Consider the following 16,397-nt stretch of genomic DNA (forward strand, 5'->3'; position numbering starts at 1 on the left):
AACTCAAATATCATTCAAATGACAAGGAACAATTTTAAAATTGCGGCCAGAGTACTCTGGAAGCAGAAGACGAATACGCTGCTCAATGTGGGGAGTATAGCCATTGGCATGGCATGTTTTATCTTGATTTCACTCTATGTAAGTCAGGAACTCAGCTTTGATAAATTTCATGAAAAGGGAGACAGAATCTACCGTACCTGGACAGAAGAGGATTATGGCGAAGGTCAGGTGTTCTTCTACACTTCCTCACCCTTGCCACTGGCACCAACACTGGAAGAGAACCTTCCCGAAGTAGAAGCCACGACACTGGTCGACTACTCCAATTTTCTGGTGGGAGAAGGCGAGAACCGAATCAATGAAAGGGTCGCGTTTGTAAGCCCTAACTTTTTTGATGTATTCAGCTTTAATATCCTTAAAGGCAATAAAACGCAGCCTTTGGGAAGAAACGATATTGTTATTTCTCAGGCCTATGCCACTAAATACTTCGGTGAGCAGGAACCTGTGGGTAAGACACTAACCCTTCAGGTCAACAATGAGAAGATTGCCTACAATGTTTCAGCAGTAATGGAGGACATGCCTCGAAACACCGGTTTTCAGATGGAAATGATTGTTTCCAATGAAGACATGGAGCGATTCTACAATCCACGTGCTATGCAGGCCTGGTTCAACATAGCTCCGGAGACATTTGTGCTATTGAAGGAAAACACCACTCAGGCCTCTGTGGAATCTAAGTTTCCTGACATGATCAATAAAGTATTGGGAGATCAGGTAGAAGAAGGACAGTACGTTTTGGGGATTCAGCCTTTGGAAGATATTCACCTGAACCCCGATTTCCCTTCAGCCAGTTATCCTGTGGGTAACCCTAATTATGTCTATGTTTTGGCCACTATCGGGCTTTTGGTCCTAGTGATGGCCTGTATTAACTATACCACACTTTCTACTGGTCAGTCGATTAAAAGGGCTAAAGAAGTTGGGATCAGAAAAGTAGTTGGTGCCCAGAAAGGTGGTCTGATCTGGCAATACTTGTCAGAAAGTATACTCATTACCGCCTGTGCCACATTGGTAGGTATTGGTCTGGCTTATTTCCTGTTACCTACATTCAATCAGTTAGCCGGAACTCAAATTAAGATTCCTGTTGATGCTCAGAGTATAGGTATTTATCTCATTATTGTCTTTTTGGTAGGAGTGGCAACGGGTTTATATCCAGCCTTTGTACTATCTAATCTGAAGTTGATTTCCATCATCAGGGGAGGCAAGACAGGAGGCAGAAGTGCAGGGTTTTTCAGAAAGTCCCTGGTCGTCTTCCAACTCTTACTGACTATCTTCCTGATTTCTGGTTCCCTCGTCATGAGGCAACAGCTCAGTTATCTGCAGAACTCCGATGTCGGATTCAATAAAAAGGCCATGGTCTATGTAGGTATGTATCCTAAAGAAGGTGTATCTGGTACTTTTGGTCGTATTAATAGTGGTTTTGAAAATGCTGAACTTATTAAAGCCAGTTTAGCGCAGTATCCTGAAATTTCAAACCTTGGAGCAGCATCACATATGTTCGGTTCATCGGGGTGGACGAATGTAGGCTTTAGCGATAAGAATGGACAGTTCAGACAGTTCTACCTGGAACTGACGGACCCGAACTTCGTTTCCGGATTCAATATCAACATTGTAGAGGGGCGTGATTTTGATCCTGATCTGGAGATTGATAAACGCGAATCCATCATTATTAATAAGGCGGCTGCTGAATATTTCTTCGGCTCGGAAGATCCCATTGGCAAGAAACTACCGGGTGATGAGTTTGGCCAACATAACATCATTGGAGTGACTGAAAACTTCAATTTTGAGTCTTTGCATACCGATGTTGCACCTTTGATCATTGCGCAAAACGGAGAACCTATTTTGCAGGGAATCAGCGATATCACTATGAATAATAACCCGATTCCTAAGGTTTTCTTCCAATATAATGGACAGAACCTGCTGGGCATTCAAGACATACTGGAAGAAGTATGGGGTGAGACTTTCCCAAATGAAGAGCTCAACTTTAGCTTCGTTGATGAACGTCTGAGACTGATGTATGAAGATGAAGCCAGGGTCAATAAGATTGCCGGGGTCGCTACAGTGATCAGTATTCTCATTGCTTCTTTCGGTCTTTTAGGTTTGACCATACTGGTGGTTAATACCAAGGTGAAGGAAATCGGTATTCGTAAGGTACTCGGAGCTTCTCCTATGACCATTATGAATATTCTGGTGAGACAGTTTGGCATTCAACTGATCATAGCCTTTATCGTTTCTATTCCGATTACATGGTATCTCATGAATCAGTGGTTAAGTGATTTTGCCTATCGTATCGATATAGGGATTGTGGTATTCCTGATCAGTGGTTTGCTATCCTTCCTGTTAATGATGGTGGTGATTGCATACCATGCCATCAGAGCTTCTCGAATCAATCCTGTGAATGCATTGAGAGTGGAGTAGGCAGCCAATCGGTGAAGACACCTGACTCGTTTGGTTTTCTATCCTGGGTGAAATGAAAGAGGTACCCAAGACCGCCCCGGTACCGTCTTTGCGAGAAATGAAACCTGTGATAACAAGGTTTTATGACGAAGCAATCTCTCTAGAGACGATGCCAGTTTTCCTCCTACCTCCTAAAGGGGAATTACTGCACCTGATCCGTTGACTATCTTCTTTTTCATCTTGAGTGTAGCGAAAGATCTGTCTCTGCTTGTTGCGGTAGTTAGGTCCCTCGCTGCACTCTGGATTGAAAGGATCGGGATACTAGTAGTATACTATCGCCAGTCAGGGTGTCTTCACTGATTGTGGTGGTTTTTGCCCCTAGCCCCTAAAGGGGGGCTAGTGTATCAGATCGATGAATTTGTATGTTTTTCATCTTGAGTGTAGCGAAAGATCTGTCTCTGCTTAGCGCAGTGTTTAGGTCTCTCGCTGCACTCGGGATAGAAAGGGTAGGATACCTACAGTCCTAATTGTCCTTTAGCTCAGTACCATGGAAAGGGCAATATTTCCAGGTGCCCTTCATGGTTTTGTTATCTACCGGGCAGAACTTGGCTGGTAAAAGAGCAGATAATGGAAGCTCAAACACAAAAGGTTCTTCAGCCAGTGTCAGTGTAAATTGTCCTGCTTCTTTCGGATTGATTAGTCTTTCAGAAGTTTTACTCTTGAACATGAAGAAGTGCATGTTTTCACCCATGGCACCAATCATACTGGAAAGGATCGGCTGCATTAGAGTCATCAAAGTATTAGTTTCTTCATTGATTTCTGACTCATCTAAAGGATAATAAATGGCTCCGTTCTGGTCGGCAAGAGTAAGGCCACGCTTCGTCTCAGACTTCTCTTTGTACTTCACATTGCCAAATACACCCATGGTGCCATCCAGTACAGCGAACATTTCATACTCATCGAGTACATCTATAATCTCCTTGATTTCTGCTTCACTAATACTTGGATCATTAGCGAAGACGGCATGCCAATATTCAATGGGGATGTACCATACCAGGCGCATGGCATCAGGATCGTCAGATAAGAACTGAGTTTCATTAATCAGTTCGTCCATGTCTATACTTTCCTGGGCTTTCAATTGCCATGAAAGACCTCCCAGCACCATCACTATGCATAGAAGTCTGGCGGGTTTTAGTAAGGTTGATTTCAGGTTCATGTTTATAGCGTTAGTACTATAAACATACATTTTAAATCGATAGGGTCACCTTTAGGCTGGCCGAAAGGATACTTATTCACTTACTTTTTTGAAGACAAAGCCCATTCTCTTATTGCCACCATCGGAGATAATAGCGGTCAATATTCCATCTTTCAATTCATAGCTGATCATGGTTGGAAAGTCATGTTCAGGATTTTCCGACACAAAGGCATTGGATTGCATTTGAGTGAATTTAAAGTAAACGGGCTGTGTATTTTCTTTAACATCAGCCACATAGTAGAGGTCACCATCCCTGGCCTCAATCCGTAGTTTTTCTACAAAAGTGGTATCCGTACCTCTGAGGCTGTAGCCTTTCCCTTCCATCACGCCTACGGAATTGACTGACCATACTTCAAAGGCTGTGGTGCCGGGAGATACATTCGTTCTTTGCCATTTACCCAGCAACCAGCTAAGCTTTTCAATGTCGCTTGTATTTTGTGGTGAAGCTGGTAGAGAGGTTAAGGCTAACAGGCAGACAACCAGTGAGATAATGAGTGATTTGAGTTTCATACGCTTTGGACTTAAAACAAAAGTAGCACAGTGGTAAAGAATGCTATTGTAAAAATCCGACAGAATTTTTGCGTCTTTTTTGCGCCTCGCAGTCTACAGGGTGAAACAAAACTTAAAAACATGAAAAGACTACATGTAAACCTGAATGTAAACGATCTGGGACAATCTGTGAACTTCTATACCGCTTTGTTCAATGAAGTCCCCACAGTTCAGAAAAATGATTATGCCAAGTGGATGCTGGAAGACCCAAGGGTGAATTTCTCCATTTCTCTGAGTCAGAAAAAGACAGCCGGAATAGAACACCTGGGGATTCAGGCGGAGAATGAGCAAGAGCTCAATCAACTCTACCTCAATATGGACAAGGCTGAGGGTCAGGTCAGAGAGGAAGGAGATACCGTCTGCTGTTATGCCAAATCTCATAAGTCGTGGATTCATGATCCTCAGGGTGTGGAGTGGGAGATGTTCCATACTTATGGTGAATCAGATGTGAACAAAATTGCAACTACAGCCTGTTGTGACGATAATTGTTGTGTCGAAGAATGAGCAATCCAATTAATCCAAGCTGTGCAGTTGTAGCACCGGTATTTCTGGAATATAGAGATACACTCACCCGGTTCATTAAGAGCAGGGTGAGTGATCCTATTGATAGCGAAGAGCTCATTAGTCAGGTAATGCTCAAGATTTATGACTACTGTGAAAAGCTCGACCATGTGCGAAACATAGAAGCCTGGCTGATTACCATTGCCAGAAATACAGTGGTAGACTACTTCAAGGGTCAGCAGAAGAAGACCAGTTCAGAGTCAAGCTTAGAGAATTCTCCCGAAGAGATGTTCAACGATATCTATGAAGAATTGGAGCAGTGTGTGCCTTCGCTGATGAAGAAACTTCCCGCGAAGTATGCGCAACCACTAATCGACTATGAGCTGAAAGGAATTCCACAGAAACAGTTAGCCGTTCAATACGGCATGAGTGAATCAGGCTTGAAATCGAGAGTGCAGCGGGGCAGGAAAATGCTGAAAGAGTTGTTTACAGAGCATTGTGGTCATTTGGTTGCCGAAATGGGCTGTAACGACTGCTCTTCATCCTGCTAAGACTTCTGTCTCAGGTGGAAGTTGGCCATGTTGTTGGCGTCAAAACCATATTTTCCAGGATCTTCTCCAATAAAGGATTTGAAGTTTTTGATGAAATGTGACTGATCGTAAAAACCAGATTCATAGACTATATCTGACCAGTTTCGGTTGCCTGATTCAATCATCTCAAAGACATGCCTGAGTCGGATTATGCGACTGTAGAACTTCGGGCTTAGGCCAATAGTCCGCTTAAAAGTTCGCTCAAGATTACGGGTACTCATATGCGCCAGGTCCGCCAGTTGCTCCACATCAGCCTTACCTTTCGACTCGAATATGCAATCAATGACCTGAGCCATTGGCGATGAAGCACTGTGTTCAGCCAGCATCGTGGTTAAATGGTTATTGAGCTCTTTCAGGTAGAGAGTGGGGTCGGAGCGATCGTATGGACAGAAGAGTCTCTGTAAGTCATCGCCTAAAGGAATGACCCGATCAATCAGGGAAGGCATGTCAGTCTGGAAAAGGGCATGTAATGCCTGTGGTTTCCACTTGATACCGACCATGCCCGAACGGCCTGTATTTCTCAGGTAGAAGTGATTGGTCAACTGACCGGCCAGCAGAAAGTCAGATTGCTTTTCCCACTGCCCGTTGATATTGATTTCGTAGGCATCGCCATAGTGCCAGATCGTTTCAGTAAAGCCATCGGGAATAATCTTTTCTTCGTGTACTGTTGACTCTCCTTCACTATCAATCAACCAGAGACAATCAATCCAGGGGCTTAAGGCAGGAGAGGGTTCTTCTTTCAGGTAGATCATAGCAATTATTCTTCAATGGAAGGAATGACCCACAAATAGCTAAACCAATGCCAGTGACCATCGGCATCGGGTACGGTAATGGTAAACAAGGTGCGCCTGCGTTTCAGGTCACGGTCTGGGCGAACATTGAGCTTCACCTGACCATCTTTCACGATCTGAATAGATTTCTGGCAATCGGCACCTTGAATGAAGCACTGTAATTGTTCCAGCTTCAGGTTACTTTCCTTGAACTCCAGGTTCACCCTTGGTTTTTCTGTACTACCCATATAGCCTGAGCTGACAGGTTCATACTTTTCAACCCGAAGTGGAAGTGTTTTCAGCTTAGAAACAAAATCTTCCAGCCTGGCGTAGGTCTCAGACATAGGAAACCGCGGCAGGTGAAACTGAGGTGCCTCTTTGTATAAAATCCCTGAATTCTGAGCTACTGCCCCCAAATAACCTTTAGCTTCTAAATGAGCGGCCATTTCAGGATTCCATTCGCCATAAGGATAGGCATAAACTACAGGCACTCTGCCGAGATGTGTCGAAAACTCTGTTTCACTTAATTCCAGATCAGATTCAAACTCCTCCTGACTTGTATTGAGGAAATAGGCATGACTGTGGGAATGATTTCCGATTTCTATGCCTAACTCCTGAACTTCCTGAAGCTGCTTCCAGTCCATAAAATCAGAACCACCTACCGTTTCTGTATTCACAAACACAGTGGCGGTAAATCCATATTGCTGAAGTAAGGGGATAGCATTTTGGTAAAAGGTGAGGTAACCATCGTCTACCGTAAGGACAGCTGTTTTGGGGAAGCGCTTTCTCTTTTGCAGCCTTTTCAGGGCTTCGGACAGGGTAACTACCTGATAGTCATTCTCCTTCAGATACTTCAGGTGTGCCTCGAACTGTTCGAGCTTAATGTTGGTGCTGGGGAAACGATCATCTCCAAAGCGATGATAAACGAAAGTACTGATGCTGCTTTCCTGTGCGGTGAGGGTAGCAGCAATGAGCAATAAAGTCAGACATGTCAGAGACCTAGTCCATAACCACATAGGCAGGGTCTATTTGATAATTATCGTATCGCTGAAGGTCGTTGTAACGGATCATAGTCATTAACTGAGTAACGTATTCCTGTCCTCGCTCAGAATACTTATCAAGATAAGGAAGAAGCTCTCGAATATCAGAAGTTTCAGCCCTTTTTCTTCGGAATCCGGTATAGGCCGGAGCACGGGCAATGGTCTTAAAGTAATCCATTACCGACTCAGCAATATGGCCGTATTTTCTCAGGTACACCTGATAATCTTCCCGTCTGATACTGGCAGGAATCCTCGGTTCATCGGAATTATAACTCCATACACCAAATACGTTGTTGGCTTCAATAAAGAACCTGGATTTTCCCCAGCCGGATTCCACTGCAGCCTGCGCCAATACTATGCTATTGGGGTGGGTGAGTAACCTGCGTCTCAGGGTGGGTAGGTTGTCCGTTTTGTACTGATCGAACCAGTTCGCCACCAGCATACTGTCACCCTGGTCGAGAATACCGTCCTGGATGATTTGATCCAGTCTTTCCAATTCCTTTTCCAATTGCCATTTCACAATAAGAATGGCAGGCATCATCACATCAATAAACTTCTGTTTGGCCTCATCAGAGGGGAGTGAGTCGAGGAAATAGATGTTACTGTAGAGTACAGGTTCTACCAGAGAACTGTCAATAGGAACAATGTCATCCGGTGACTGGGCAATGACTTCTTTGGTATCTAATCGAAACTGTTCAATAAGCTGATGATCACTTTCAGGCTTATAGGGTTTCAATATCATCACCACAAAGAAAATACTCAGTAATACGAGTACAACCTTCCGCTCATCTGACATAGCGCAAATATAAACTTTCCTGTTTATTTCTGATTTTATCTTTGAATGGAAAGCTGGTGATAAGAATGAAAACAGGCTCTACTTATAGTGGAGCCTTGTTTTTTCTCTTACCATTTCTGCAAAGCTTCTTCCCTCGATCTTCGCTTCAATCCAGCTCATCAAGTCAAAATAGAGCAGGGTCTTTCTGGAGAAATCGCCATCATTTACCTTCTCAATTTCTGCTTTGAGACTGCGGAAGCCCTTTTTCAGGTCTTGCGGATAGATAGAGCCAATCTTACCCATAAAGTCGAGGAAGACCTGCTGTACCTTGCCCAGGTTTTCTTCATATACGATATAGTCATAAGCTGCTTTAAGCTTCTGCTCCATGTACTCCTCTTCGCCTGTATCATAATCTATCAGTATGCTGATAATACGCGCATAACCTTTCAGGTCGCTTCTCAGGCGGTCACCATCATTGAGTAGCTTGTTGAGGTAGTATCTCGACTCATTGTATTTCTTCAAAGCAAAGTAGAAGACAGAGGCCTTGTAGTAAATAACTACCATATTATGCTTATCGATCACGTTTTTGCTGGCTTCAATCTCTTTGAGTACCTGACCGATGCGCTCTTCATTCGCTTCGAATTCGGTAGTCAGAAAGACATAATTGAAGGCCTGAATGGCCTTGTACTTCAGCAGCAGCACTTGCGTATTACTGGCCAAAGTAGGACCTTCCACCTCTTCGAATTCATCGAGCAGTTTGTAATACTCATCAAACTTGGAAATGCTGTTCACTCTGAAGGCTGACTGTAGCAATCGGTTGAGCCCTTTGAGGTAAGCCGATCTTCGTTTCTTGTGTAGTCCGGTTTCGTGGAAAATATCCACCCACTTCTCAGCATAAGTCACACAATTGTCAAAGTCATAGGTGAGGTAAGAAAACCAGTAATAGGCCCTGTAGAGGTAGAATTTCTCGTTGAAGGCCAGTTCACTTTCCTTAAACTCAGGCAAATTGGTATAGAAAAGAGCCTTGAGGTTATTCATCTCGCGCTCCGATTTCACCATGCCATGCTGTACAAAGCGGGCTTTCAGTCGGGTCGCCAGGGTGAAGAATTTCTGCACATTCATAAAGCGCTTCATGGCCTGATCGGTCTGCACATCAATGTCGAAGGCCTGATCTTCTTCCAGGTCAAATACCTGTTGCGACCTGATCTGCTTTTCATAATCCAGCAGAGCCAGTTGGAACAAGTCTTTGCGGTAGTCACCCGTAATGTTCTTGGCCCTGTTCAATAACCTTAAACTCTGGTAATACAGTCCCTTCTTATAAAGTACTCTGATGAAGTCCAATTGCTCCCGTAGATCAATATCTATATCGTCCTTCAGTCCGGAAAGACGAAGACTACCCAGTATCTGTTGATACAGGTGCGACTTAAGATTGGCAAACTGTGTCTTGCTGGTTCCGGGAAGCTTTTTCAGAATGAGCTCTTCATTGTAGACCTCCATCTTTTCCATGATGTCGAAAAGCTTGATGTATTTCGTTTCAGTGGCTCCGCCCGATCTCTTGGCGTAGAGCTTGAAACTCCTTTTCTCAGACTTGGTCAGAGACTGGATCAACTCAAAAAGTAGCTGCTCATTAGGAGTTTTGGACATGTGATTTCTATTGAGTTTAAGTAGTTGAATGTCAGTGTATTGTATTGAGTTTGTAATCTCGTGGAATTCATATTTCCCACTGTTTTACATTCTTTCAATCCTACCAAATTAGGTAATTTCAGAATGGTTGACTTTACAATGGGGTATAGAATCGATGTAAACGTTTGCTGCCCCAACTACTACATTCAATATAACAAATGACAAGAGGATTATACAGAGAAGAATATGAGAAAGACGCCTGCGGTATTGGTTTCATTGCCAATATCAAGAACCAGCCGTCACATCAGATTGTAGCCGATGCCCTGAAAATGCTGCACCGCATGGAGCACAGGGGTGGAGTAGCTTCTGATGACAAGACTGGTGATGGTGCAGGAGTGCATATTCAAATTCCACATCAGTACTTCAGGCAACTGGCCGAACAAGAGGAGATTGCCTTGCCGGAGAGAGAACATTATGGTGTGGCTATGGTTTTTCTTCCCAAAGAAAATACGGCCCTGTTTGAAAGTATATTGAATGCTGTCATCAGGCAATGTGATCTGGAAGTTTGCTGGACGCGTTGGGTACCAACCCTTGGCGATGAAATAGGAGACTTTGCCAAAAGCAACGAACCCTATGTAAGGCAATACTTCATTAAGAGTACCGAAGGACTTTCCGGTCTCGACCTCAATAGAAAACTCTACCTCTTTAGAAAGATTACTGAATATAAGGCACGTGGACTGGATTCTGCCAGGGAGTTCTATATGTCTTCCTGCTCCGTTCATTCCATTATCTATAAAGGAGAATTACGCACCTGGCAGCTTGATGAGTATTACCCTGATTTGAAAGATCATCAGCTTGTATCGTCATTCGCTATAATTCACTCCCGATTCTCAACCAATACATTACCAGAATGGAGGCTGGCCCAACCTTTCCGTTTTATTGCTCATAATGGTGAGATCAATACCATCAAGGGAAACATCAATAAGATGCGTTCCAGAGAGGCATTGTTCAATTCAACCCATTTCACTAAAGAAGAGATTAACCAGTTGTTGCCTATTTGCAATACTGAGTTCTCTGACTCTGCCAATCTGGACATGGCTGTTGAGCTGTTGATTATGGGTGGAAGAGAAATTGAGCGCGTTATGGCCATGCTCATTCCCCCGGCATGGCGAGAGAATATTACCCTCAGTAAAGAATTAAGAGCTTTTTATGACTATCACGCTACCTTCCTGGAACCCTGGGATGGCCCCGCTGCGGTTTGCTTTACCGATGGCAACAAGGTAGGAGCCTGCATTGACAGAAACGGACTGAGACCAACCCGATATACCATTACCAAAGACGATAGAATAGTCTTTGCCTCTGAAACCGGTATCGTAGAAATAGAACCCGGGCAAGTACTGAAAAGAGGGAAGCTTAAGCCTGGGCAGATGGTTCTGGTAGATTTGGTTGAAAATACCTTCGAAGAAGATGAATCCATCAAAACCAGACTGAGTGCTCAGTTTGATTATCAGCGATGGAACGATGAACTCATCACTCATGAATCAGACCTGGCGAGGGATACCACATTAAACTTCGAACTGGATAAACAGGAATTGCTGAAAGAGCAATTGAGTTTTGGTTATTCCAGAGAAGATCTGAAATACATACTCAAACCTATGTCAGACCTGGGTACAGAGCCGATCGGTTCTATGGGAAATGATGCAGCATTGGCCGTATTTGCCCGAAGAAATGCCCATATCTCCAACTACTTCAGACAGCTGTTTGCTCAGGTAAGTAATCCGGCCATTGACCCGATAAGGGAGAAAGCCGTCATGTCACTCGCTGTATACCTTGGGCAGTCCAATAACCTGCTTGAAGATAATGACCCAACCTCCAGAAAGATCTTACTCGACCAACCTGTGGTAAAGCCTGCTCTGCTGGAAGCCATTAAACAGCTGGACGAAAAAGATTATCGTACGGTGGCACTATCTGCCACCTATGACCCCACTCAGCAAAAGCTAAAAACAGCTATTAGAGAATTATCTAAACAAGCTGCCGATTTAGTAAGAGGAGGTGCTAATATTTTAGTATTGAGCAACCGCCCCGAAGCCGGAAAACTTTCCATTCCATCGCTGCTGATTACCGGAGCAGTTCACCATTACCTGATCGATCAGGGCATTAGGGCACGAGTCAGTTTGGTGATAGAAGGAGGCGATGTCGTAGAAACACATCACTATGCTACGCTGATTGGTTATGGAGCTTCAGCCGTTTGTTCATACCTCGCTTTCGAGACCATCAACTCCCTGACTGAGCCTGATGAAGCCACCAGGGCTATTGATCAATACATTAAGGCTATTGGCTATGGATTGCGTAAAATCCTCTCAAAAATGGGTATTTCGACCCTTCAGTCATATGAGAGCGCACAAATCTTTGAGGTGCTTGGCCTGAGTGATGAAATTGTCAAACTCTGTTTCAAGGGAACACCTAACAGAATATCTGGAAAGAATTTCGATCAACTGGAAGCGGAAATCAAAGCCAATTATCAATTAGCCTATGATGAAAAGGGTTTGACCAAGCGTTTAGCTGATGGTGGAATCTACCAATGGAGAGCTGAGGGTGAGAAGCACCTGTTCAATCCTCAGACCATTCATCTCCTTCAGAAATCAACCCGTTTGAATGATCTCGAATTGTTTAGAAAATATGCTAAACTAATAGATGAGCAGGAGAAAGAAAATGTAACTCTGCGCAGCCTCTTCGACTTCAAAAAGGCAGAACCTATATCTGTAGATGAGGTAGAGCCCGCTTCAGAAATCATGAAGCGTTTTGCTACCGGAGCCATGTCATTCGGTTCCATTTCAGAAGAAGCGCATACCACCATCGCCAAAGCCATGAATAAGATTGGCGGTAAGTCAAACAGTGGTGAAGGGGGAGAAGATGCGGCCAGATTCACACGCGATGCGGATGGCCTGTTGGCGCGCTCTGCCATTAAGCAGGTGGCCAGTGGTCGTTTTGGCGTCACCACTCATTACCTGATCAATGCAGATGAAATTCAGATTAAAATTGCTCAGGGAGCCAAGCCCGGAGAGGGAGGTCAGCTACCGGGATTGAAGGTAGATGAGAATATAGCCCGAATCAGACATTCCACGCCAGGAGTAACACTTATTTCCCCACCACCTCACCACGATATCTATTCTATTGAAGACCTCGCTCAGCTCATCTTCGACCTGAAAAATGTGAATACCAAGGCCGAGATCAATGTAAAGCTGGTGGCTGAGGCAGGAGTAGGAACTATTGCGGCCGGGGTAGCTAAAGCGAATGCGGATAATATCCTCATTTCGGGACATGATGGCGGAACGGGTGCTTCACCCATCAGCTCCATTCAGCATGCCGGCATTCCATGGGAGATTGGTTTGGCAGAAGCACATCAAACCTTGCTGAGAAACGGACTCAGGAAACGTGTTAAACTACAAACTGACGGGCAGATTAAAACCGCTCGCGACCTGGCCATAGCCACTATGCTGGGGGCTGAGGAGTGGGGAGTAGCCACCGCAGTGCTGGTGGTGGAAGGCTGTATTATGATGCGTAAATGCCATCTGAATACCTGTCCCGTTGGAGTTGCCACACAAAGACCAGAACTGAGGAGATTATTCACCGGAGAAGTAGATCATATTGTGAACTTCTTCACCATGATGGCTGAAGAAATGCGCCTCATCATGGCTGAATTAGGTATTAGAACGGTGAGTGAGCTGGTAGGCAGAACTGATCTGCTGCAATTCAATAAGGCGAAGGCAACGGAGCGTGCAGGAGATATCGATCTCACACCAATACTTGATAATCCGTTTAGTGAAAAAGGGAAGGAGCAGTACAAAACACAGCTTCAGCCTTCGAGAATCACCGAGGTGCTCGATCATCAGCTGATCAAACTGGCACAGCCGACCTTTAAGCATTCCGAACGTGTTCGCTTCGAGCAACATATTCATAATGAAAACAGAACTACCGGGGCTATGCTGGCCGGACAGTTTACGGGACAATTTGGTCCTGAAGGCCTGGCCGATGGTACCATTACCGTAGATTTTCATGGCGCGGCAGGGCAGAGCTTTGGTGCATTCCTCGCTCACGGTATCACCTTCAACCTGGAAGGCGAAGCCAATGACTATGTAGGTAAAGGGCTTTCCGGTGGAAAACTGGTAATTTACCCAAGCCCCGAAAGCGAATGCAAAGCCGCAGATAATGTGCTCATTGGTAATGTGGCCCTATATGGTGCCACTCGGGGTCGTCTCTATGTGAACGGACAGGCAGGTGAGCGATTTGCTGTGCGTAATTCTGGTGCCAAAGCGGTAGTGGAAGGCGTTGGCGATCATGGCTGCGAATATATGACTGGTGGCCGTGTCGTGGTACTGGGTGAAACGGGTAAAAACTTCGCGGCAGGTATGTCAGGAGGTATTGCCTATATCTATGCTGCCGACTTCGACTTTGAGTCGCGATGCAATATGGATCTGGTGGAACTGGAATATCCCGAAGAGGATGATTTCACTTTCCTGCATATGATGCTGGAAAAGCATCACCGATACACAAACAGTGTAAAAGCCATTGAGCTGTTGAGCCAATGGGAAATTGCCAAAACACACTTTGTAAAGGTGATTCCTACCGAATACAAGCGTGTAATGGCGAAGAAGAGGGACTTTGAAAATGTAATGGCATAATGGGAGACGTACAAGGATTTTTGAAATACGACAGGGCAAAGAAAAGCATGGAGGCTCCGGAAGAGCGGGTACATCACTTTGCCGAATTTGTGGAGTCATGGGATGAAGGCCAATACACTGAGCAGGCAGCCCGCTGCATGGATTGCGGCATTCCCTTTTGCCATAATGGATGTCCGTTGGGCAATAAGATACCGGACTTTAATGATGCCGTCTATCGAGGGGAATGGAAGGAAGCCTGGGAAGTGCTGAAAAGCACCAACAACTTCCCTGAGTTTACTGGTAGAATTTGTCCTGCACCTTGTGAAGCCAGCTGTGTGCTGGGTATCAACAATGCAGCCGTCAATATTGAGCATATTGAAAGAGAGATCAGCGAAAGGGCCTTTAGCGAAGGTTGGGAGCAGCCCATTGTACCAGGTTTCGAAACGGGTAAGTCTGTGGCGGTAGTGGGTTCTGGTCCTGCTGGTTTGGCAGCAGCTGAAGAGTTAAGAAAGCAGGGTCACAGTGTGATGGTCTATGAAAGAGATGAAGTGCCGGGGGGCCTGTTACGCCTGGGAATTCCTGATTTCAAACTGAATAAGGAAGTGGTGGCCCGCAGGGTGGCCCTGATGGAAAAGGCAGGTATCGACTTTCAGTGTAATGTGGAAATCGGTAAAGATATCAGTGCTGCAGAGCTGGAAGCTCAATTCGATGCTGTAGTTATCTGCGTGGGTTCTACTGTACCGAGAGATTTACCCATTCCGGGAAGAGACCTGCAAGGGGTACACTTTGCCATGAAGTTCCTAACCCATCAGAATCGATTGATTTCAGGTCAAATTGCTGAATTAAGCCCAGAACTGAACGCTAAAGATAAGAAGGTACTGGTGATTGGCGGTGGAGATACCGGAGCCGATTGTGTAGGTACCAGCAACCGCCAGGGTGCTACCTCTGTTACCCAGATAGAACTGATGGACAAACCACCGACTGCCCGTTTGGAAAGCAATCCATGGCCCGAATGGCCAATGACTCTCAATACCTCTACTTCACATGAAGAAGGAGCTAATAGAGACTGGTCCATTCTGACCAAACGCTTTATTGGTGAAGCTGGTCAGCTAAAAGGAGTAGAAACCGTGAAAATCCGCTGGACCGATAAGGCCAAATTCCAATACGAAGAGATAGCAGGTACTGAAGAAGTAATAGACTGCGACATGGCTTTTTTGGCCATTGGCTTCTCCAACCCGGAACACGGCCTGTCTAACCAGTTTGGACTGGAACTTGATCCTCGGGGTAACTTCAAAACCACAGGCTTTCAAACCTCCAAACCCAATATCTTCGCTGCTGGCGACTGCCGTAGAGGCCAAAGCTTAGTGGTTTGGGCGATAGCGGAGGGGAGAAGAGCAGCGAAGGCGGTTGAGAAAGTGTTCCAGTTGGGCGTCATTCCCGCGTAGGCGGGAATCTCTATCGGATTGCACTTAACCCAAAGAGCCCCCATCTGGCCTCCCTTGCCTACCGGCAGGCAGGTTCCCCCGTAGGAGGAAGACGGGGCCAAGTGCTATGAGGAGCATTGTAGTTTAACTCTTACAGTATGCGTAGAGATAAAGTCCATCGGTCGGAAGGAAAGGGAGGGCTTATAATATCAAAGCCTGATGGTTCCCGTTGGGGATTCTTCGGTCGTATTATCCCTGATATGCATCGGGATAATACTTCCTCTGAATGACGGTGACCGATGCCGCCCCGCTAACCACGTCATTCAGAAGGAGAACATTTCCATGAAATGAGAAATGTGCGACTGAAGAATCTCCCGGAGTTTTACAGCTAACATAGAGGTTCTTCTCATTCCTCTAGATTCTATATGACAATGCATTGCAGAGGGGAGAAGATCCTACCTGTCGGAAGCCAAGGAAGGGCTTAAAGTATCAAAGTCTAGTGATTTCCGTTGGAGATTCTTCGGTCGTATTACCCCTGATATGCATCGGGGTAATACTTCCTCTGAATGACGGTGACTGATGCAGCTCCGCTAACCGCGTCATTCAGAAGGAGAACATTTCCATAAAATGAGAAATGTGCGACTGAAGAATCTCTCAGAGTTTTGCAGCTAACATAGAGGTTCTTCTCATTCCTCTAGATTCCAGATGACAATGCATTGCAGAGGGGAGAAGATCCCACTTGTCTGAAGGCAAAGGAGGGC

11 protein-coding genes are annotated in these 16,397 nt (G+C 45.2%); 5 read left to right on the forward strand and 6 right to left on the reverse strand.

Annotated features, from left to right (window positions below; genetic code table 11):
- Positions 1 to 18 precede the first annotated feature (18 nt).
- The gene (locus tag ACOOEY_RS19500) at positions 19 to 2,469 is read left to right on the forward strand and encodes an ABC transporter permease (RefSeq protein WP_420388671.1); all 2,451 of its coding nucleotides are present in this window, start codon (positions 19 to 21) and stop codon (positions 2,467 to 2,469) included.
- A gap of 502 nt (positions 2,470 to 2,971) precedes the next feature.
- Here the strand turns inward: ACOOEY_RS19500 and ACOOEY_RS19505 are convergent.
- Positions 2,972 to 3,664, reverse strand: coding sequence for a hypothetical protein (locus ACOOEY_RS19505; protein ID WP_420386404.1), 693 nt, complete (start codon positions 3,662 to 3,664; stop codon positions 2,972 to 2,974).
- A gap of 72 nt (positions 3,665 to 3,736) precedes the next feature.
- Positions 3,737 to 4,213, reverse strand: coding sequence for a DUF6265 family protein (locus ACOOEY_RS19510; protein WP_420386405.1), 477 nt, complete (start codon positions 4,211 to 4,213; stop codon positions 3,737 to 3,739).
- A 120-nt stretch (positions 4,214 to 4,333) separates the two neighbouring features.
- Between ACOOEY_RS19510 and ACOOEY_RS19515 the strand changes: the two genes are divergently transcribed.
- Together ACOOEY_RS19515 and ACOOEY_RS19520 are read left to right on the forward strand one after the other, a co-directional pair.
- Positions 4,334 to 4,756 (forward strand): ArsI/CadI family heavy metal resistance metalloenzyme, encoded by a 423-nt coding sequence (locus ACOOEY_RS19515; protein WP_420386406.1) that lies wholly within the window; start codon positions 4,334 to 4,336, stop codon positions 4,754 to 4,756.
- Positions 4,753 to 5,304: a sigma-70 family RNA polymerase sigma factor gene (locus ACOOEY_RS19520; protein WP_420386407.1), complete on the forward strand. Its 552-nt coding sequence runs from the start codon at positions 4,753 to 4,755 to the stop codon at positions 5,302 to 5,304. The genes ACOOEY_RS19515 and ACOOEY_RS19520 overlap by 4 nt, the downstream gene beginning before the upstream one ends.
- On the opposite strand, the gene ACOOEY_RS19525 is transcribed toward ACOOEY_RS19520, so the two are convergent.
- The 4 genes from ACOOEY_RS19525 to ACOOEY_RS19540 form a co-directional block, all read right to left on the reverse strand.
- Positions 5,301 to 6,095: a DUF6597 domain-containing transcriptional factor gene (locus ACOOEY_RS19525; protein WP_420386408.1), complete on the reverse strand. Its 795-nt coding sequence runs from the start codon at positions 6,093 to 6,095 to the stop codon at positions 5,301 to 5,303. The two genes, ACOOEY_RS19520 and ACOOEY_RS19525, sit on opposite strands and share 4 nt — an antisense overlap.
- 5 nt (positions 6,096 to 6,100) lie before the next feature.
- Positions 6,101 to 7,129: a polysaccharide deacetylase family protein gene (locus ACOOEY_RS19530; protein ID WP_420386409.1), complete on the reverse strand. Its 1,029-nt coding sequence runs from the start codon at positions 7,127 to 7,129 to the stop codon at positions 6,101 to 6,103.
- Positions 7,113 to 7,949 (reverse strand): glucosaminidase domain-containing protein, encoded by an 837-nt coding sequence (locus ACOOEY_RS19535; protein WP_420386410.1) that lies wholly within the window; start codon positions 7,947 to 7,949, stop codon positions 7,113 to 7,115. The genes ACOOEY_RS19530 and ACOOEY_RS19535 overlap by 17 nt, the downstream gene beginning before the upstream one ends.
- 78 nt (positions 7,950 to 8,027) lie before the next feature.
- Positions 8,028 to 9,572, reverse strand: coding sequence for a hypothetical protein (locus ACOOEY_RS19540; protein ID WP_420386411.1), 1,545 nt, complete (start codon positions 9,570 to 9,572; stop codon positions 8,028 to 8,030).
- A 197-nt stretch (positions 9,573 to 9,769) separates the two neighbouring features.
- On the opposite strand from ACOOEY_RS19540, the gene gltB reads away from it, so the two are divergent.
- Positions 9,770 to 14,233 (forward strand): glutamate synthase large subunit, encoded by a 4,464-nt coding sequence (gene gltB, locus ACOOEY_RS19545; protein WP_420386412.1) that lies wholly within the window; start codon positions 9,770 to 9,772, stop codon positions 14,231 to 14,233.
- Positions 14,233 to 15,657 carry a glutamate synthase subunit beta gene (locus ACOOEY_RS19550; RefSeq protein ID WP_420386413.1) on the forward strand — a complete coding sequence of 475 codons (1,425 nt, stop codon included), beginning with the start codon at positions 14,233 to 14,235 and terminating at the stop codon, positions 15,655 to 15,657. Before gltB ends, ACOOEY_RS19550 begins: the two co-directional genes overlap by 1 nt.
- Positions 15,658 to 16,397 lie beyond the last annotated feature (740 nt).

The sequence above is a fragment of the Roseivirga sp. genome, assembly GCF_965216855.1.
GTDB lineage: Bacteria > Bacteroidota > Bacteroidia > Cytophagales > Cyclobacteriaceae > Roseivirga.